Origin of the sequence: Sporosarcina sp. SG10008 (genome assembly GCF_044569405.1) — a bacterium.
GTDB lineage: Bacteria > Bacillota > Bacilli > Bacillales_A > Planococcaceae > Sporosarcina > Sporosarcina psychrophila.
The window spans coordinates 263,676-283,311 of record NZ_CP172607.1; the positions used below are offsets into that span (position 1 = coordinate 263,676).

General features: G+C 35.9%; 22 protein-coding genes. 17 read left to right on the forward strand and 5 right to left on the reverse strand.

All coding sequences use genetic code 11. From position 1 onward, the window contains the following. Positions 1 to 18 precede the first annotated feature (18 nt). The 5 genes from ACGLYD_RS01350 to ACGLYD_RS01370 all read left to right on the forward strand — a co-directional run bounded on the left by ACGLYD_RS01350 (position 19) and on the right by ACGLYD_RS01370 (position 4,376). Positions 19 to 561, forward strand: coding sequence for a cysteine hydrolase family protein (locus tag ACGLYD_RS01350; protein ID WP_399630921.1), 543 nt, complete (start codon positions 19 to 21; stop codon positions 559 to 561). Between the two features lie 30 nt (positions 562 to 591). Continuing rightward, a complete protein-coding gene (locus tag ACGLYD_RS01355) occupies positions 592 to 810 on the forward strand; it encodes a DUF896 domain-containing protein (protein ID WP_187046711.1) in 219 nt (72 codons plus the stop codon). Positions 811 to 1,181: 371 nt separating this feature from the next. Then, the gene (locus ACGLYD_RS01360; RefSeq protein WP_187047787.1) at positions 1,182 to 1,955 is read left to right on the forward strand and encodes an MBL fold metallo-hydrolase; all 774 of its coding nucleotides are present in this window, start codon (positions 1,182 to 1,184) and stop codon (positions 1,953 to 1,955) included. A gap of 364 nt (positions 1,956 to 2,319) precedes the next feature. Beyond that, positions 2,320 to 3,435 (forward strand): tRNA 2-thiouridine(34) synthase MnmA, encoded by a 1,116-nt coding sequence (gene mnmA, locus ACGLYD_RS01365; RefSeq protein ID WP_399630924.1) that lies wholly within the window; start codon positions 2,320 to 2,322, stop codon positions 3,433 to 3,435. Between the two features lie 221 nt (positions 3,436 to 3,656). Then, a complete protein-coding gene (locus tag ACGLYD_RS01370; RefSeq protein WP_399630927.1) occupies positions 3,657 to 4,376 on the forward strand; it encodes a cytochrome c biogenesis CcdA family protein in 720 nt (239 codons plus the stop codon). Between the two features lie 670 nt (positions 4,377 to 5,046). Here the strand turns inward: ACGLYD_RS01370 and ACGLYD_RS01375 are convergent. Beyond that, positions 5,047 to 5,712 carry a hypothetical protein gene (locus ACGLYD_RS01375; protein WP_399630930.1) on the reverse strand — a complete coding sequence of 222 codons (666 nt, stop codon included), beginning with the start codon at positions 5,710 to 5,712 and terminating at the stop codon, positions 5,047 to 5,049. Between the two features lie 94 nt (positions 5,713 to 5,806). On the opposite strand from ACGLYD_RS01375, the gene ACGLYD_RS01380 reads away from it, so the two are divergent. Next, a complete protein-coding gene (locus ACGLYD_RS01380) occupies positions 5,807 to 6,121 on the forward strand; it encodes an SDR family oxidoreductase (protein ID WP_399630931.1) in 315 nt (104 codons plus the stop codon). A 466-nt stretch (positions 6,122 to 6,587) separates the two neighbouring features. Here ACGLYD_RS01380 and ACGLYD_RS01385 read toward each other — a convergent pair whose 3' ends face one another. The 3 genes from ACGLYD_RS01385 to ACGLYD_RS01395 form a co-directional block, all read right to left on the reverse strand. Then, positions 6,588 to 6,818, reverse strand: a complete 231-nt coding sequence (locus ACGLYD_RS01385) for a hypothetical protein (RefSeq protein ID WP_067206118.1) — start codon at positions 6,816 to 6,818, stop codon at positions 6,588 to 6,590. Positions 6,819 to 7,115: 297 nt separating this feature from the next. Beyond that, on the reverse strand, positions 7,116 to 7,250 hold the full coding sequence (locus tag ACGLYD_RS01390) for a protein rep (RefSeq protein ID WP_231885765.1): 135 nt from the start codon (positions 7,248 to 7,250) through the stop codon (positions 7,116 to 7,118). 30 nt (positions 7,251 to 7,280) lie between these two features. Further along, complete coding sequence (locus ACGLYD_RS01395) at positions 7,281 to 7,637, reverse strand: hypothetical protein (RefSeq protein ID WP_399630935.1); 357 nt, start codon at positions 7,635 to 7,637, stop codon at positions 7,281 to 7,283. Between the two features lie 434 nt (positions 7,638 to 8,071). Between ACGLYD_RS01395 and ACGLYD_RS01400 the strand changes: the two genes are divergently transcribed. From ACGLYD_RS01400 to ACGLYD_RS01450, 11 genes are all read left to right on the forward strand, one after another. Continuing rightward, the gene (locus ACGLYD_RS01400; protein ID WP_197485366.1) at positions 8,072 to 9,946 is read left to right on the forward strand and encodes a ribonuclease YeeF family protein; all 1,875 of its coding nucleotides are present in this window, start codon (positions 8,072 to 8,074) and stop codon (positions 9,944 to 9,946) included. A 6-nt stretch (positions 9,947 to 9,952) separates the two neighbouring features. Further along, positions 9,953 to 10,651, forward strand: a complete 699-nt coding sequence (locus tag ACGLYD_RS01405) for an SMI1/KNR4 family protein (protein WP_067206123.1) — start codon at positions 9,953 to 9,955, stop codon at positions 10,649 to 10,651. A gap of 378 nt (positions 10,652 to 11,029) precedes the next feature. Next, entirely contained in the window at positions 11,030 to 11,233 is a 204-nt protein-coding gene (locus tag ACGLYD_RS01410; protein WP_067206126.1) for an HNH/ENDO VII family nuclease, read from the forward strand. Continuing rightward, entirely contained in the window at positions 11,230 to 11,673 is a 444-nt protein-coding gene (locus tag ACGLYD_RS01415; protein ID WP_067206129.1) for an SMI1/KNR4 family protein, read from the forward strand. The genes ACGLYD_RS01410 and ACGLYD_RS01415 overlap by 4 nt, the downstream gene beginning before the upstream one ends. Before the next feature lie 957 nt (positions 11,674 to 12,630). Next, entirely contained in the window at positions 12,631 to 14,118 is a 1,488-nt protein-coding gene (locus tag ACGLYD_RS01420; RefSeq protein WP_399630941.1) for a DNA/RNA non-specific endonuclease, read from the forward strand. A 5-nt stretch (positions 14,119 to 14,123) separates the two neighbouring features. Beyond that, positions 14,124 to 14,603, forward strand: coding sequence for an immunity protein YezG family protein (locus ACGLYD_RS01425; protein WP_067206134.1), 480 nt, complete (start codon positions 14,124 to 14,126; stop codon positions 14,601 to 14,603). Positions 14,604 to 14,806: 203 nt separating this feature from the next. Continuing rightward, complete coding sequence (locus ACGLYD_RS01430) at positions 14,807 to 15,673, forward strand: hypothetical protein (RefSeq protein ID WP_231885766.1); 867 nt, start codon at positions 14,807 to 14,809, stop codon at positions 15,671 to 15,673. Between the two features lies 1 nt (position 15,674). Then, positions 15,675 to 16,100: an SMI1/KNR4 family protein gene (locus tag ACGLYD_RS01435; protein ID WP_187046720.1), complete on the forward strand. Its 426-nt coding sequence runs from the start codon at positions 15,675 to 15,677 to the stop codon at positions 16,098 to 16,100. A gap of 577 nt (positions 16,101 to 16,677) precedes the next feature. Continuing rightward, positions 16,678 to 17,418 (forward strand): exonuclease domain-containing protein, encoded by a 741-nt coding sequence (locus ACGLYD_RS01440; RefSeq protein WP_399630946.1) that lies wholly within the window; start codon positions 16,678 to 16,680, stop codon positions 17,416 to 17,418. Between the two features lie 74 nt (positions 17,419 to 17,492). Then, positions 17,493 to 17,861 (forward strand): hypothetical protein, encoded by a 369-nt coding sequence (locus tag ACGLYD_RS01445; protein ID WP_399630948.1) that lies wholly within the window; start codon positions 17,493 to 17,495, stop codon positions 17,859 to 17,861. Positions 17,862 to 18,083: 222 nt separating this feature from the next. Further along, positions 18,084 to 18,197 carry a DUF3953 domain-containing protein gene (locus ACGLYD_RS01450; protein WP_399633075.1) on the forward strand — a complete coding sequence of 38 codons (114 nt, stop codon included), beginning with the start codon at positions 18,084 to 18,086 and terminating at the stop codon, positions 18,195 to 18,197. 475 nt (positions 18,198 to 18,672) lie between these two features. Here ACGLYD_RS01450 and ACGLYD_RS01455 read toward each other — a convergent pair whose 3' ends face one another. Then, the gene (locus ACGLYD_RS01455) at positions 18,673 to 19,347 is read right to left on the reverse strand and encodes a hypothetical protein (RefSeq protein WP_399630951.1); all 675 of its coding nucleotides are present in this window, start codon (positions 19,345 to 19,347) and stop codon (positions 18,673 to 18,675) included. Positions 19,348 to 19,636: the final 289 nt, after the last annotated feature.

A 19,636-nucleotide genomic window follows, 5' to 3' on the forward strand; every position in this document is an offset into this window, starting at 1 on the left:
TTTTGGAGTTGAATTAAAATGGCAAATGAAGCTCTATTAATTGTTGATATGAGTAATGATTTTGTAGCTGATAATGGAACATTAACTGTTGGTAAAACAGCACAAGAAATAGTGGCCTATATTAAGGATTTGGCAACAAGTTTTTTAGAAGAGGGAAATGTAGTTGTCGTATCAATGGATGCACACCAACCAAATGACCCGCATTTTGAATTATGGCCACCACATAATATTGTAGGTACAGAAGGGCAACAATTGTACGGAGATTTATATGATTGGTTTCAAAACAATAAAGATAATGAAAGTTTAATTTATACGCCTAAAACGAACTATAATGCATTCTTTCAAACAAATTTGGCTGAAACGTTAAGAAGTTTAGGCGTAGAAAAGGTCCATACTGTTGGGGTAACGACGGATATTTGTGACTTTTTAACAGTTGCAGGAGCAGACGCAGAAGGATTCAAAACAGTCATTCATAAAAGAGGGGTAGCAACATTTACTGATCTGGGAGAAACAATGGTAAACCATATGAAACGTTGCTTCCATACTCAAGTTATTGAATAAATACAAAATCAATTAGGACGGTGAAAAAACATGTTGGACTTGTTACCACGAATTAATGAATTAGCGAAAAAGCAGCGTGAAGAAGGGTTAACAAATGTAGAAAAAGCCGAGCAGCAAGTGCTTCGTGAAGATTATTTAGGTGCTATACGCGGGCAAGTTCTCCATACTTTCTCAGGAATGAAGATAGTGGATTCGCTTTTAAATGATGTAACACCTGAAAAGATTCGCGAATTAAAAACAAAAGATTAAAAGTGAAAAAATGGGACATGCCGCCGCGATAAGGGCTGTTTTGCCAGGTTCCCATTGTATCGGGTACAAGTCCCCCCTCTGTTGCTGTATGTGTACTAGTAATCCGGACTTGACGATTCAAGTTGTTGGTGGTTTTATTATTCGGCCGATGCCGAACACAAAAGACGAGACAATTTGTTTCATTATGTTGTGTATTTAAATGGAAAATAATTATTAAATTTAAGAAATGAGGTTTTATTAAAATGAAGAAATTTAAAAAGACATCTATGCTTTCAATGACGGCGCTTCTGATGAGCGCATTATTAGCTGCTTGCGGTAGCCCTCAGGAGAGCCAACCTGAGCAAAATACTTCTCAACAACAAGAACAGGAAATGACTATCCAACAAATCCGAAATGCTACATTAACTGTAGAATACGGTGGGCAAAAGTTCTTGATTGATCCGATGTTTTCCAAAAAAGGCGAATTCGATCCTTTCCTTCCTGCCGAAAGAGATGATCGAAATCCAATCGTTGAATTACCAATGTCCGTTGATGAGATTCTTGATGGTGTAGATGCTGTCATCATTACTCATACACATGAGGATCACTTTGACCAAGCAGCAAAAGAACAGCTGCCTAAAGACATTAAGATGATTATGCAAGATGAACAGGATGCTGAATTAGCCAAAGAATTAGGATTCACGAATATTGAAGTCATGGAAGAAGAAGTAGGTATAGACTTTAATGGAGTTGAACTTACTGAAGTTGATGGTCGACACGGACATGGAGAAACGGCAAAGCTCATGGGAAACGTTATGGGGATTGTCTTCCAACACACGGATGAAAAAACATTGTATGTAGCTGGTGATACCGTCTGGTATGAAAAAGTACAAGAGATTATCGATACCTACAAACCAGAAGTTATTATGCTAAACGGTGGCGAAAACCAATTTGTTGAAGATGGCCCTGTTGGCCCTCTTATTATGGGGAAAGAAGACATATATGAAGTATACAAGGCTGCTCCTGAAGCCGACATCATTGTTAGCCACATGGAAGCAGTTAACCATTGGGGATTGTCCAGAGAAGAATTAAAGAACTTTATCAACGAAAAAGGAATCAAGTCTAATGTATTAGTTCCAGACGATGGAGAATCTTACTCATTTTAAGGTGGAAATTGAAAAACGTGTAGTGAATTTTAATTTACAATACAAGAGACCCATGAAGGGTCTCTTGTATTATTCTTACTAAAAATATTTTGTTGTTAAACTACATTATTCAAATCTCTTTTTCAGACAGGTAGGTAAGAGTTTGAAGTTATCGCTCACTGTTTACTCCGACGTGCGGCTTTCACTGCATACGGCGTTCCAACTAATTCAATTCAATTCTATTCTATGTACTTGTAGAATTGAATTTTGTTTTCTTCAGAAATCAAAAGGAATGATAATGGATAGTGTAATTCTTTTTCTCCACTAGCAGCAGAAATTACGATTGATGATAGAAAGTTTTTATAAAAAGATAGGAGGAATACAAATGGAGAAAGCACCAAAAGACACACGTGTCGTAGTAGGAATGTCAGGCGGAGTCGATTCTTCTGTTGCTGCGCTGCTTCTAAAAGAGCAAGGCTATGACGTAATCGGGATGTTCATGAAGAACTGGGACGATACAGACGAATTTGGTGTTTGTACGGCTACAGAAGACTACGAAGATGTTATCCGCGTCTGCAATCAACTGGATATCCCCTATTATGCCGTGAATTTTGAAAAGCAGTATTGGGACAAGGTTTTCACCTATTTCTTAGAAGAATATAAGACGGGAAGAACGCCAAATCCCGATGTGATCTGCAATAAAGAAATCAAGTTCAAGGCATTTTTAGATCATGCCATGAGCATTGGAGCCGATTATGTCGCTACAGGACATTATGCACGTGTGGTCAGAGAAAATGGAAAAGTTCACATGTTGAGAGGGAAAGATGAAAATAAGGATCAGACATATTTCCTTAATCAATTAACTGAGGAGCAGTTAAGTAAGGTGTTATTCCCAATAGGTGATATGGAAAAACCAGAAGTAAGGGAAATAGCAACCAAAGCTCATTTGGTGACCGCATCCAAAAAAGATAGCACAGGCATTTGCTTTATTGGTGAACGAAATTTTAAAGAGTTCTTGAGTGGGTATTTGCCTGCTCAAAAGGGGAATATGGAGAAATTCGACGGGAAAGTTGTCGGACAGCATGATGGAATCATGTACTATACAATTGGACAGAGGCATGGATTGGGGATCGGAGGAAACGGCGATCCTTGGTTTGTAATTGGAAAGGATATTGAAAGGAATGTACTATATGTTGGACAAGGCTTCAACTATGAATTGCTATACTCAGACAGTATCATTACTGATAATGTAAGCTGGATTTCAAAGGAATCTATACCTGATACATTTGAATGTACTGCAAAATTCCGCTATCGCCAACCGGACAATAAAGTAACGGTAGAACGCTTGGATGATTCGCAATTTAAAGTCACTTTCCACGAACCGATTCGTGCCATAACGCCTGGACAAGCAGTTGTCTTCTATCAAGGAGAAGAATGCCTCGGTGGAGGAACCATTAACCAAGTATATCGTGACGACAAACAACTAACATATGTTGGCTAAAAAGGGCACTGAAAAAGTTCTTTTTTATAGTAAGAACTAGTTGATTGTAGTGAAGAGCGGCGACTCCAGCGGGAACAGCGCGAGCTGAAGACCCCGCAGGAACGCAGTGACGAGGAGGCTGAAGCCGTGCCCGCGGAAAGCGTCCGCTCGGAACGGAAATCAACGAGATTGAAGGAAATCGGTCTTTTTCAGTGCCTTCGGCTAAAATGGAGGGATCGTTGATGGCGGACATTTCTATTTTACTTGCATTCGGTGCAGGTGCACTAACTTTCATATCGCCTTGTGTATTTCCACTTTATCCTGCATTTTTATCGTACATTACAGGAATGAGTGTAGCTGAAATACAACTGGGTGAATTAAAAGGACAGCACAAAGCAATTTTGCATACAATTTTCTTCTTATGTGGATTTTCAATCATTTATTTAGTATTTGGTTTTGGAACAGTAGGAAGTGCAACTCTCTTAGAGACGTGGTATTTTCAATATGGAGATGTAATTCGACAAATTGGTGCTATTTTAATGGTGCTCTTTGGATTGATTACGATTGGGTTACTCCAACCAAAATTTTTGATGAAGGAACATAAACTGCATATTCAAAATAAACCAGCTGGTTATTTAGGTTCAGTAGTAATTGGATTTGCTTTTGCAGTAGGGTGGACACCTTGTATGGGTCCAATTTTAGCAGCTACATTAGCACTTGTAGGTGCAAATCCATCACAGGGTCTATGGTATATGGCAGCTTATGTGTTAGGTTTTAGTATTCCTTTTCTTTTAATGGCATTCTTCATTACTAAATTTACTTGGATAAAAAAATACAGTGGCCCTGTAATGAAAATTGGCGGAGGAATTATGGTAGGTATGGGAATTATTCTGTTTTTTGATAAACTTACACTTATCAATTCATTAGTACAACCGATATTCGGAGATTTCCAAGGATTTTAATCTATCAAGATATAAAAGTGTGTTAATTGAATGGAAGCGTCAAATAAAGTCCAACTGTTAACCCGGGGCATGGGCTAAATCGGGCGGGAATGAGCTATTGAAACATGAAATGATTAAATTCACAACAGGGTTTGTAAAATCACTTGCATAAAATTGGCATATTTTATGATCTTGAAGTCGTCCTCCATCGTTAGTACGGCTTCTTTTTCTGTGGACGGATAGAGGTTAGAATACGTGTAGAGATCGTTGCTACGTCGATATGCTACCATAGATATGATGATCCCTTTTAGTTGACGCTGTGCAATAAACAATAATGAAAAATTCACCAAATTGTATAAAAATGTAGGAGGATTAGATATTGATGTAAAAATCTAATCCACTCCTTATAAATATGTAATTGTAGTGAATTGCCGTAATAGTATCGTGTACCTGAAATTAAATCGCTACAATACAGTATTCTTTTGCCTTTCCTTCTCGCATTAGACGGTTCCAATGACTTCCGTTCTTCCCCTGAATATGATTACATGATAGTGTAACCATTGTTTTCAGCTCCTCCTATTTGGTGGGGATCGTATATCGGGAGTTCTGTGATTGGCACTTCTCCAATACCCTGAAAACAATGGTTTTTTCATTCGCCAACTATCTAGTTAACATAATAAGTACGCGAAATTCAAACATGTAGCTGTTTTGTTATCAATCTTCTTTTAGTCCAAATCAATGTAGATATCAAAATTAGCTCAAATGCGTTCGTCACTGCTCCACTATCTATATTTATAGGTATAGCACTTCCAATCGTCATAACAACGGCACCTATAAAGAAAACTGGCCATTTCGTTTTTTTCCATAAGATCGCACTTGCCACAATGAGAATTAGTGTAACTAATAACACCATAATAGGGGGGCCTGTCGCTTCTTCTACATTTGAATAGCTGATGGCTCCGTATTCTTTCACTACTTCAAGTTCCAACCCCATCACTTCTATCGAAAATTCTAATACGATTAAGCCAACTGTATAAAGAATACCTAAGATGACTAGCCACTTTTTCTTTGCCCATTCAATTCCACTTTCCCGTAACGTACCAATCGAATACATAACGAGTAAGGGGGTTAGTAAAGCATGTAAGCAAAAACGAGAGAAGTTTAAGCTTTCTAGTAACCCTCCTTCACCAATCCACTTACCTGTTGGCAGTAGCAAGTTATCATAAATAAGCGGCAATATTACTATATAAATAACACTAGTCCATCTTGCTAAATCTTGTTTTCTAATGCCGTATAATCCCCAAATCAATAATATCGCATATAAAGCAGCATAAAGAAAATATAAAAACGTGTCCATTTAATCCACCTCCTTTCTAATCCATTCCCAAAGTCCAATAGTTATAACCAGCAAATTTAATAAGGGTACCCTACCCACAAGCGTTTCGTAAGCTATGGGCCGTGCCGAAAAAGAAGAAAGCGATATGATGGCAGTATTACTTGCACATACACCCTTACGTCGAGAAGGCGAAGCTGAAGAAATCGCTAAAGTTGTAGGTTTCTTAACAAGTGATGCGACATCTTACGTAACAGGTATCAATAAATCAAAAAGCAGGCATGCCAGCACATGTCTGCTGTTTACGATGTATGAGATCCGTCCGGGTGAACGTCCATGGCGGCCGGTATATACTACTTCTGAAATCAACAAAGCAGCTCTGGCTCAGACTAAGGGAGGGGATGCAGATTGTGGGGTACTCAATCAAAGATAAAAAAGCCTAATCCCTCCGTATCTTAGGCGAGGAATTAGGCTTATCATTTTCAACAATAGCACCCGATGATTGAATAAGTATGTTCATCACTTATTTTTTTTCTTGTCCTTATTGGTGAAAAACGTAGACATCAAAACTATAAAACAGGCAATATACTCCATAAAAAGAATCCCCAATTATGTGTAATTAAAGATAATACTAAGAAAAAAGCAAGTGCTACAATTGAAATGTAAACCGTACGTTCTTGATATTTATTCAACATACACACCCCTTTTTGGTATTGGAAATATTTTGCGTGAAATTTAACATACATTCTCCATTAAATGGCCCTATTACTGCACAAATTTATTTCGTTATCGTGCACGTTTTTGAGAAAATCCTGCGTTATTCAACAAAATGACTCTATTCCTAAATCGGTGCAGAACCTCATTCTAGAAAAGAGCCTATTTATCGAACAAGTTGAAACTTACTTTTTAGGTATAGCGGATGTCGCAGAAATACCATTGATTTCTTCGATTTTCTTAAATATTTCATTAAGAACTTCTAATGCTCTTTCATTTGATTCATACTTTCCTAAATCTTTACTCCATTCGTCTAAAGACGAACCGCTAACAAAGCCTTTTATTTTTTTCCCGTTTACAGTAACTTCTTTTACATTTATCAAACTGTGCTTATCTTGTGTAGAAATCCATAACATAGAAAAATTCATCCCCTTCGTTCATATTTATCCAATTTACCCCACAATTTAGCCCAATTATTGAAGACAGTTCTTCTTGAAATTCAATCAAACGAGTACAATAAGTATGTAAGCGCCTATTTGACGCTTACGGGACAAGTCACTCATTCAATCATGAAAGTTCACACAAACTTGTTTGTTCCATTAATGATCGGGTGAATCCACTTTGAAATATATGAACAATAACTCCATCTTCAACTCTTTATGAATCGTTTTTAATAAACCCATGCAGGCAATCAATCGTTTTCGATACATTCCTTACACCAAATCTTTTACAACCTCTAAATCATTTTGAAGATTACCAGTCAGATAATCCGAAGGCTTTACCGAGTATTTTGCAGTTTCATTGATATCGTCACGTATCGACGTCTTTCTATATCCTTTCGCTTTCACAGTTTCGATGCCCCTGATTGATAGAACCAACTACTTATATAGTCCAGTACCAGCTAATTGTAGCAATGTAAGTACTATATATTTTTTTCCAAGTTCATAATCATCAAAGTTTTTTTCATGATAGATATAACCCCTTTCTCTAAAAAAGGTATACCATTTCCCTTCTTCCTCAAAAAACTTGAAGCCTTCTTCCATAGAATATCTACTCGTTGAATCACTCTGTGGGATACCATTGATTGAGATATATTCATACACTTCTTCCTTACTAACCGTAAAAACACTAGAGTAATTATGATATCTCATATTTTTAACACCCAGAGTTTCACAAGCAAAATCTAATGGATTTCCATATAGCAGTATCTTTATCTGTGTTTCTTTGTCAACCAAAAGTATCAACTCCTTATAGGACTTTTATGTACTAACCTGCTACTTTAATTTAATGACTCATAGAAATAATTTAGCATAATAGTATAAACACTTATACACATTTTTTGAACATTTAAATTTCAGAAGACTACGAGGTGGAAGAAGAGAAATTAAGTAAGGTTGGTATGACGTACACCTTTCCTTCTGTATTGTTGAGCAGTATCAAAACTTAAAACAGAAGCTCATTAGCTCAAGTCATATGCTACTTTGTATATATTAATTCATGATTTTTGGGAATATAATAACCTCTCCCTTTACATCTATGGAAAAAATGGAATATAATAACTGTTTATAGATTACTAGAGGGGGAGAAGAATGTTCACCAGTGGGGTATTATTGTATACTAAAGAATATTGTGAAGTAGCTATTTTTAAACGCTTGATGAGGCAATGCCTATGAAAATATTGGACGTAGATTTATTTCAAGAAGGGCTGCAGCGCAACATTACTATGTTAGACAGGTTAAGCGGTGAGATGGAAGCGATCCACCATGCAGTGGAGGGTCTAGTTCAGATGGAGGAACAATTTAAAGGAGCCGGGGGTAATGCCATCCGTTCCTTTTACCAGGAATGTCATTTACCATTTCTTCATTTTTTTCAGTTGTTTTCCGAACAGTTCAAACAAGTGCTTCAGCAGATGGAGGCAGCACTTCATTCACTCGAACCTGATTCATCTGGGTACATAGTAGAACAATTCCTTGAGGGAGAGCTAGAACAGGGCCTTACGCTTATTGGTCATCTCACGGATAGTTTGACGGATGAGGCAAACAGTATCATGGATCAGGTGAGTGATATTGTCGGACTGCCCCACTTAGATGATAGCGGAGTGCAGGAGGGAGTCATTCGTTCTAAGAGAAAACGTGATGATACCAACTCACAACTGTATGAATTTGATGCAACTCAGACTACTACACTACATCCCATTGAACAAGATTTGCAGACGATGAACACGTGGCTTACGGATATGGAGGGACTGTTCCAAGCAGGAGTAAAGGACATCAGCTTCGTGCCGAGCCAATGGAATGTTCTGACATTTAGAAGTGAAATTAGAACAGAACTGTTCCCAAAAGTGTACTTAAATCCAAATGACTTATGGGTAAAGGAACATCAACAGCTGATTGGTACGATGATTACTCCAGCGACTTTTCAAACCCTTGAAGGGAAAAAAGTGAACACTGTCGAAGAGAATCTGGATGAAAATATAAAATACCATATGTATGAAAATGGTTTACTCATTAAAGAGTATGTTGTTGGCCAAACAGTTTACTATGAAGTTGTTTCCCAAGTTGACTATAAGGAAGAAGAGACCGTTAAAGTCGATAAACCGAAAGAAAACAAATTACTTGATTCTTTTCAGTTTGGGTTAGATTTAGCAGGGCTTATACCTGTTGTTGGTGAAGTAGCAGATGGCGTAAATGGTGTTATCTATACGGCAAGAGGGGATGCATTAAATGCGGCCCTTTCTTTTGGAGCGATGATTCCAGTTGCTGGCTGGGCAAGTACGGGTGGGAAATTAGCCTTAAAAGGAAACGATTTAAATCAAGTAAGAAAAGTGGTAAGTACAGAGAAGGTGGCGTCCATCTATTCCCCAATCTACCAAGATGTCGTCAACAGTCCATTAGGAAAAACTCAAAATCAACTAGATATCTTAACTAATACTCATTACCAATTGGGTAAGCCAAATGCCCTTGCATTCAATATGCCATTTCCAAAAACAGATATTCCTACGAGTATCAAAGGTGGAGATGTCGATGTTAAGGTTGAAGTGAAGAATGTGGATGTTGGGGCTAAGGGTACGGATAAAAACATTACGCAAGGTGCAAGATATGGGGAAAGGAAAATTTCCGATGAGACATATGCTAAATTAAGAAGAGCATCGCCATCTTCTAAAATACAAAAAGAAGTTAATAAAAATATTGATGATATTATTGGAACTGAGGATTTTGCTTTACCCGGAAAAATAATTGAAAAAAAACTGCATGCAGATCATATTGTTTCTCTAGAGAAAATAGCTCGTTTGGAAGGTTTTGAGACATTGACTTACCAACAACAGAAGGAAATTGCCAATTTTGTAGAGAATTTTAAAGGTCTTAGTGAAGCAGCTAATACATCTAAAGGTTCAAAATCATTTGCAGATTGGAACATCTACAAAAAAGAAAACATTTTGGTGAATCCTGTATTTAGGGAAAAAATGATATTAAAAGAAAAAGAACTAGAAATTGAGATACAAAAGATGACAGATGAATTTAATAGGATAAATAAAAAGGAGTGAATTCGGGTGGATAAGTTATCTTCATTAAAACAATACAGAAAAAGTATAGAGTTTGTATCTAACAAAAACTTACTCAATATAGAAAAGGAAAATATGCCTGAAAAATGGATAGAGATATTTAAAGAAACAGATAAAGCTAGAAAGAAAGATAAATTAATAGCTTTATGGAATGATGTGTGTGAAAAAGAATTGAGCAATACTATATCATACTTGAAAGAGAATTTATTAGAATTTGAACTAATTGTAGATAATGGACAATATGCAGTACTATACAGCGTAAAGAGTGAAAATGACGAAATTCTTTATTACGAAGGTGGTATACCGACCAGTTCTATTTATATTTCAGAAATGCAACAAGATTGGTCAAATGTTCCAGAATCTATTAAGAGGTTCTATGAAAAGTTACACAATGGGTTTTATTATCTGCCAAGTAGAGCTATGGGACTAGTACCAGTGGAAAGCAGTACTCATTTTGAGGATTATGAATGGGGAATACTTGAAGAATTAGATGAACCATTAGGAATTAATATGGCTACAACATATGGTTTTTTTGAAAACGGCATGGGAGGATATGTTGCTATAGATTTAAACAACTGTATCGATGATGTAGCGACATTATGGTTTACCAATGATAAGCCTGAATATAATGTGGATTTCTGGGATATTGTAGATGAATGGATTGTAATAGGGCTTCAAGATAATTAAAAAAACATGCAAATAATTAGAAATAGCAATATTCTATTAGTCTACCACTCACAAAGTAATCTTACTGAGGTTAGTCAAAATCTATAACTCATGTAGATTGTACCAAAGAATACTTGGGTTATGAAAAATAAATATGATAACTGGCGATATGACATTTGAAACATACGAAATATTGTTGCAGGGAACTAGCCAAAAACTTACGTAATTAAACAAGCTCGTGGGTTTACAGATAGAATTAGTAATGAATTACTTTATATAGCTAACCATAAAGCACCTGATTGCCTTTTAGGCAACAGGTGTTGTTTTTTGTGAGCAATTTAAGGATAAAACAATGAATGAGACCAGCTTGAAATTCAGAACCCATGAAGGGTACTGTTAATGGTAACTGAACAAAAAGTTGAGGGACCAATAATTGAGATGCCTAGTAGATACCATGATCTAGGAAACAAAAGACAGCATCCATTTGGAAATAAGGGAGGAGTTGGCGGCGGAGAAGCTAGGCAGGAATTCAATAAATGGCGTAAAGAATATTGGAAAGTAAGATATGCCAATGAAATGATTAAAAGGGGGATAATTGAATGAAAATAGAATTGTTAAATGCGATTGATGAAGAGTTTGAAATGTGCCCTGAAGCCTTTGGTGGGCCCGTTAATATAGAGGAAGTAATACAAGCTGAAGATGAACTCAAAGTAAAATCACCAGAGGATTTTAAAATGTTTCTTTTGAGATATGGTTCGGAAGCAGTTGGTGAAGCAATTGTTTTAGGATTGAGAGAGGCGGAATTTTTTGCTACACCATCATTTGTAGAGAAATCTCTACAGTTTAGAAATATTCTTCCCGAAGGGCATGAGAGTTTTATTGTTATTGGAATAGACGGTGTAGGAAATTCGGTAGGTTTTAATTCTTCTAATACAGAAATTATTACATTTGACTTTGATTTTGGTGGAAAAGAAATAATAGCAAGAAGTTTTGAAGAATATTTAGAAAAAGCGATTCGAGAAGATTTGAATATACATTTTTAATCAAGAGTTTATAAAAATGTTCTATTGGAAAGTATTATGAAAAAATAAATTGTGCGGATGAAAGCAATAAATTAAGTGAGATGACATTTTTAACATACGAATTATTATTACTGGTAACAAGACAAAAATTTACGAAATTAAATAGGCTTGTTGGTTTAATAATGAATTACTTTATATAGCCAACTTTAAAACACTTGATTGCCTTTTAGGCAACATGTGTTTTTGTTTTTTTGTGAGAAGTTTAAACTTTGGACGGCATGGATGATGCTTTACTGAAATTCATAGCACATGAAGGTTGTACCATTATGAAGTAGTGTTGTAATACTTAGGCATTTCGAAAAGTACGATAATTAGACGAGATGACATTTTACATATCCAATATCGATGTAGATTTAATAGTGCGACAACTGAATTTTCATGCCAGGACTCGAATTAGATTTCCCAATCGTTTCTTTGGGTGAAGATTTAGCAAGGAAGGACGAAGAATGGTCGTCTGAAAATTAGTGAAATCCAAAAGCGAAGGATGTGCATCTCCTTCAAATCAATAGTTACCGCGTACTTTTGACGAGGGGAGGGACGGTATGATAATTTATATACCGCAAGATCCGCAATAGGATGAAGACATATACGCTTTTTGAAATGATTGGCTTAGAAGTGATGTGAACTACTTTGTAGCAGTTGGGTGTTAGAAATGCCAAGGTAACTATGTAAGGGAAAACTTGATTGTTCGAACTTTCATGTTTGTTTGACGCACAGGCACCTCGATTTAAAGCTCGTAGTCTATAATCATCTTTTGCAACATGATCCAATAAGATTTTTTCAATAAATCTTTTAAACCATAGTTCAGATTCAGATGATAGTTCTTCTGAGTAACTGATTTTTACTACTCGATATTGTTCGTTCATTTAGTTCCCTCCAGTCTTATTTTTGTATTCATCTTTGACTGGAAGGGAACAAGTGCAAGAGGGAGTCATTCGTTTTAAGAGGAAACGTGATGATACCATCTCTCAACTTTATGAATTTGATGAAACTCAGACTACCGCACTACATCCCATTGAACAAGATTTGCAGACGATGAACACGTGGCTTACGGATATGGAAGGACTGTTCCAAGCAGGAGTAAAGGACATAAACTTCGTCCCGAGCCAATGGAATCTTCTGACGGTTAGAAGTGAAATTAGAACGGAACTGTTCCCAAAAGTGTACTTAAATCCAAATGACTTATGGGTAAAGGAACATCAACAGCTGATTGGTACGATGATTACTACAGCGACTTTTCAAACCCTTGAAGGGAAAAAAGTGAATACTGTCGAAGAGAATCTGGATGAAAATATAAAATACCATATGTATGAAAATGGTTTACTCATTAAAGAGTATGTTGTAGGCCAAACAGTTTTCTATGAAGTTGTTTCCAAAGTTGACTATAAGGAAGAAGAGACCGTTAAAGTCGACAAACCCAAAGAAAACAAATTACTTGATTCTTTCCAGTTTGGATTAGATTTAGCAGGGCTTATACCTGTTGTTGGTGAAGTCGCAGATGGCGTAAATGGTGTTATCTATACGGCAAGAGGGGATGCATTAAATGCGGCCCTTTCTTTTGGAGCGATGATTCTAGTTGCTGGCTGGGCAAGTACGGGTGGGAAATTAGCCTTAAAAGGAAACGATTTAAATCAAGTAAGAAAAGTGGTAAGTACAGAGAAGATGGCGTCCATCTATTCGCCAATTTACCAAGATGTCGTCAACAGTCCATTAGGAAAAACTCAAAATCAACTAGATCTCTTAACTAATACTCATTACCAATTGGGTACGCCAAATGCCCTTGCATTCAATATGCAATTCCCAAAAACAGATATTCCTACGAGTATCAAAGTTGGAGATGTTAAGGTTGAAGTGAAGAATGTGGATGTTGGGGCTAAGGGTACGGGAAAAGGTATAGTCAACGAAGTTAAAGAAATTGACTTCGGAAAGCACATAATAAAAGGTGAAAATGGTAAGAAACAACTACTCCCAAATACTAAGTATGTAACCAATAATAACTACAAATATACTACTGATGAACTTGGAAGTATAGTAAATGTAAATGCTCCTGAACTTGTATTGAAAAAGGCTGATAGAAATAAATATGCCCAGGCAAATGTAGGGGGAAAAGACAGATTACCAGATGATGATGGCGGACATTTAATAGGAGCACAATTTAATGGTCCTCCTGATATTGATAATCTTGTACCACAAAATAGTCAAATTAATAGGAGGGGTGGAGTTTGGTACGAAATGGAGACTGAGTGGGCCAATGCATTGAAAGAGATACCACCGAAGAAAGTTTCTATTAGCATTGATCCAATCTATTCTAATAATTCAATGCGACCTGATTCCTTTATGGTCGAATATGAAATTGAAGGACAATTCCCAGTGATTCGTGAGATTGCAAATAAATCAGGAGGCTGATATTGATGAGTTTTGAAATAGAATTAAACAAGTTATATAATAAAATTGCACAACAGGTTAATGATATGATTCCAACTGAATGGGATAATTTCTATTTTAATGGTGAAGTTAAGGAGAGAGAAGGAGGAGTTTTCTTCTTTTTTACACCCCAAGGTGAGGAGCAACACGTTTATTCACATTATATTCCAAAATTATATAGTATAGATAAGAGGGCTTATAATAAAGAACTACATAAATTATTGCAACTAACTGTTGAACTTCAAAAAGTTTTTATTGATAACGACCAAGAACCTTGGTTTTCAGTGACATTATTAATAAATGATACAGGAAAATTAAATGTACATTTTGATTATACAAATTGGCATGAAAGTGAATTTGGCCCAACAGCTAGAATTAAGTATTTTGAATATAAATATGTAAGCCAAAACAAAGAACAGCCAGATTTAGATTTAATAGAGAGAATGAAGGAATTTGAAAAAAAGTAAACAATAAAGCACTTGATTGCCTTTTAATAGGCGACAAGTGCTTCTTTATATTTTTATACTTATTGTAATTAAGTGGGCGTTAATCCGAGACCTAGTACTTTTCACAGCTCTATAATAAATTCGTCTTCTACTGAAAGTGACTTCTTACTCCAAGGAAAACAAAGTACTAGATACTTTTCAGTTTGTCTTAGATATTGCCGGGCTTGTGTGAAGTAGCAGATGGCGTAAATGGAGTTATCTATGCTGCGAGAGGGGATACATTAAATGCAACCCATTCTTTGGGAGCGATGATTCCCTTCGCTGACTGGGCAAGTGCGGGTGTGAAATTAACCGGAAAAGCACAAGATCTAAATCAAGTAAGTAAAGTGGTAAGTACAGAGAAGATGGAGTCCATCTATTCTCCAATTTACAAAGATGTCGTCAACAGTCCGCTGGGCAAAACTCAAAATCAACTAGATCTCTTAACTAATACTCATTACCAATTGGGTACGCCAAATGCCTTTACATTCAATACGCCATTCGCAAAAACGGATATTCCTACGAGTATCAAAAATGGAGCTACCGATGTTAAGGTTGAAGTAAAGAATGTGGATATCGTGACTAAGGGTACGGGTAAAGAAACTTATCAATATCTAAAGGACTATAAGAATAATAAATATTTTACTCGAAGTGTAGAGTATAATGCAGGTAAAGATGGCACAGGGTTTACTTATAAGGTATATCAAAGAGGAGATATTAATTGGGATATGGTCCGAACACAAGGTGCTAAAAAAGGTCGCGGATTAACAAATGCTGAAGCATCTGCGAAATACGGACTTGCTCCTATTCTTGATGATGCAAGTAGTGTTGCAACGTTACATCATTCACAACAAAAAGGTATTGGGCCATTATATGAAGCTTCAACTAGGTACCATAATATCAGTAATGCTAAAAGAGCTCCACTACATCCTTATAAAGGAAAGTTAAACCCATTTTATCCAATGGATGAGACAACTAGAGGAGCATTTCAAAAAGTAGATTCTATTAATTATTTGAAAATACGAGGAGAAGAGACACTAGGAGGAAAATAATATGAGTTTGCCTGAGAGACTAGATGAAGTTCTAGGAGAAGAAATATATAAACGTGAAGATAGCAATCTAGTACAAGATGCTTTAATAAGGCTAGGTGTAAACGTATCAGATACTTTCCAAGAATTTTATATCCAGTATGCAGGATCTTTTTGGGAAGAGCATGTACCCTTTGAATTATTAGATATAGCAGATGAAGAAAATAATATTGAATCATACACACTCATTTCTAGAAAAGAACATGGTTTTCCGAAGCAGTATCTGGTTTTAAGTGAAATGTCAGCAAATGCTGTATTAGTGCTGGATACTGTAACAGATAAAATTTATATAGTTAATTTTGAGGGTGGAGATGAACTGCTTTTAAAAGGAGAGCTAAAGGAAACTTGGTCATCGTTTTTTGATTTCTTGAAGGCATATTTTAATTGTTAATTGTGGATCAATAAAAGATACTGAAATTGTAGGTTTTTAAAACGGAGAGGTGATAATTGCCTATAGTGCAACTGGATTTAGTTATTCAATTGGAACAAAGATGGGTCTAGGAACCTCAGTATCAGGTTTATTGTTTTCGGCAGTAGGTTGTTTTAACAACGATAGCAAGTGTTTTAGAAAGGGAAAAGTGTTGGTGAAGAGTTGACGAACATAAAAATTAGAAGTGCGACAAACGTTTTTTGCATTTTAAATGCCATCTCCTTTACCGTAGGTTACTATACTTAAAAATACATATTGTGAGGTGGGAAAATATAGCTTTAGCTATTATTATTACACTATCGTTAGTACTTGGAGCGGCGGTAAATTTCAGATACCTGCGCACGAAGCTATTCCGATAATTCACTACAATTATATATTTAGTAACTGGAGATTAGATAAGTGCATGATAATCTAATCTCCATTGTTTTTTTATGCAAGTATGTGAATTGTTTGTTATTTATTAGTTGCACAGTGTACCTAACATTATATCTGGAAAAGAGATATGCTTGTTACAAGCTAAAATGAAAGAGGTATTATCATGCAATATATAGTTTTCGATTTAGAGGCAACGATGTCACATACAACAGATATGCCACAGTATATAATTGAAATTGGCGCTGCCAAAGTCTCGGATGTCGAAGGTGAATTAAAAATCATTGATAGGTTTCAGTCTTACGTAAAACCCCCACAAATGGATTTACTTGATAAGAGAACATTGAAATTTGTAGGGCTAACTACTGATCAGTTCATTGATTCACCGAACATGGTAGAGGTAATGCAAAGATTTCGTAAGTGGATAGGCGAGGAAGATTACTATCTATGTAGTTGGAGCAATAGCGACCTTCGACTCCTTGTCAATCACTATGCGAAGGAAAGATATGATTTATCGTGGGTAAAAAACTTTAATGATATACAAAGACCTATATGTGTGGATGTTTTTCAAGAAAACAGACAAATTTCACTGAAAGAAGCATTAACGATGAGTGGAATTGAACAAGATGGAGAACTTCACTCTGCTGGTGATGATGCGGTTAACACAGCAAAACTTCTTGTGAAAAATATAAAAGATATCGTAGCCACTACATCTGAAGATCCGTTTGCTCAAATAATTTGCGCTCTGTATAAGAATTGTTTCATATGTGGTAAAACTACAAGGCATAATGACCTTCACTTGAATGAAAAAGGCAAGAAGACTAATAGATGTAATACTTGTTGGGAAAGAATAAACGAAGAAAATCTAGCGAAAGAGTTAGAGGGAAAAGCCAATATAAAAGTATAATAAATAGAGTGCCTGTGTGCGAAACTATTGTAGTAATTAATTAAAATTACATATTTATGAACTGAAAATTTGATATGCTAATTGCTGGTATTTTGCTCATGTTAATTTATTTCCTATTAGAACAGTCTGGCTTTGTCCTCTTAATAGGTGTGTATCTCTTACCCATTCTTTTGATTTATGGAGTGCTAGCATCTATTCTCTCTGATTTCGTTACAAAAAGACTTAGAGGATTGTTCAGAGGAAGTTTGGCGCTATTCATTCATTTATTCTTTGCTGCTTCGTTTGTTTTAATGCCAATCTTAGAAATGGAAAGGAGTTTTAATCGCTTAGTTTTAATTACCGCTCTTTTATCATCAAGTCTATTTTGGTGTATAGATGAGTTCTTTAGGTCTAAAAGAGCTAAAGATATATGCGGAAAGATTGATGAATTAGAAATTTATTGAATATCCATTTTATCATTCAACTACCGCGGTAGTTAAGCTTGAAAAGGTATCTATTGAAGTTGATAGATTATCAGTGGAGGTATAAAAATGGAAGAAAGAAAATTTGATACTTTAAAGTTATTTCAAATGTTTTTTGCAATAATTTTTATGTTCCTTATTATTTACAGTAAGGTTACGGAAAAATACAACTTACTACCGATGACTTTAATAGTTATGAGTGTAATGTTCCTTATAATAGGAATACGAGAATACAAAAAAACACAGAGTTTAATGTGGGGGGTCTTCTATTTATGCACTTCGTTATTCATTTTATTCGTTGGAGTTAAGGCATTATGATTAATTTAATAGAAGTAGTGTTCAACTAACTGGTATTTTGGTGTAACAACAGTAATGCTTTTCTTATTGTGCTAGCGGAGCTTTAGTTCAATAAGAAAAATTGGAACTTTCATTCGGTTAAAACATATTAAAGTAAAGGGGCAGGCTAGTTTAAGTGTTCCTCTATAAGCTGTTATCCTACATCATTAATGCAAATGGCAAATTTTACTATAATCTGGGCTGATTGTAGGGGATATACGCAATCATTTATAATGCAATCGTGTCCTATTTTTGAATATTGAAAGGTGTTTTTCAGTGAGTGGTAACTATGATTTCCCCGGTGTTGACATTTTTACCTTATATATTTTCAAGCCAGGTATTTTACTACGCAAACACGGTATTTATGCTTGGAGTGTTTGCTAAGAATGGGAGGGGCAATAACTTGTTTATTGCTGCCCACTTCACTTTGATTGCTAAGTTAGCTGTAAATAACTTACTATCGAGTCGAGCCAGAAAATTCAAGCTGTTTACTATTTAGATTCTTTAGCCATTCACTATCATTCCAAATAGTAGGGTTGTCAATCGTTAGATTTTCTCCACGCACCATGAAATCATAACTATCTTTTGCACCATTATACCAATCAACAATGACTAACTTGCCGTTTACATTACGTACAAGAAATTCAGTACCTTCACCATAACTACCTACACTTTGAATAATTTCCACAGGTAGATGTAAATAGAGAAAACCTCCATCCCCAGCATCCGTATACTCCACTTCCCAAGCACCAATATCAATATCCTGAACAGAATTCTTTGAAATATTTACATACAGATCGTATTGGGATTGAATCTTCTTTTGCGTATACTGTTTAAGGTGATCGTTATCAATAAATGTATCCAATTCGATATCCGAGCCGTTCCAGACCGCTTTATAATAGTCAGTCAGCGCCCTCACACACATTTCATAAGCCGTTTCAGAATCCTCAACAGATAGTTCCCCTTCATTTTTAGCTAAATATTCGGGGGAATCTGGTACTACATGCTGTTCCGTGCTGCTATCTTCCGAGACTACAGGCGTATTTTTATCGTAATTACCAATTGTTTTATCTTGACTACACCCAACTAATAAAAGTTCAATAGCGATAAAGAACATAATAAATCTTGTCATAACATCACCTCTTTCGTATAGAAGTAATTAATTTATAAGTGGGCAATTCCTCCCGCAACTATCATGCTATAGGTAACTCTATGGGTCTTACTAAGAAATCTGGTTCGTTGCGGAAGAGTGATTTTATTGAAAATTAGTCAAAATTATATCACAAGTCTACCATTGTTATTCCTGAAATATGAGTTTTCATCTTTGATCATCTAGAAGGTATGAAATGGTAAACAGGCATCATTCATTGGTACACTTTTTGTCAACCAGTGGTAGTGAAGGGGACCAGGTTCTCATTTAA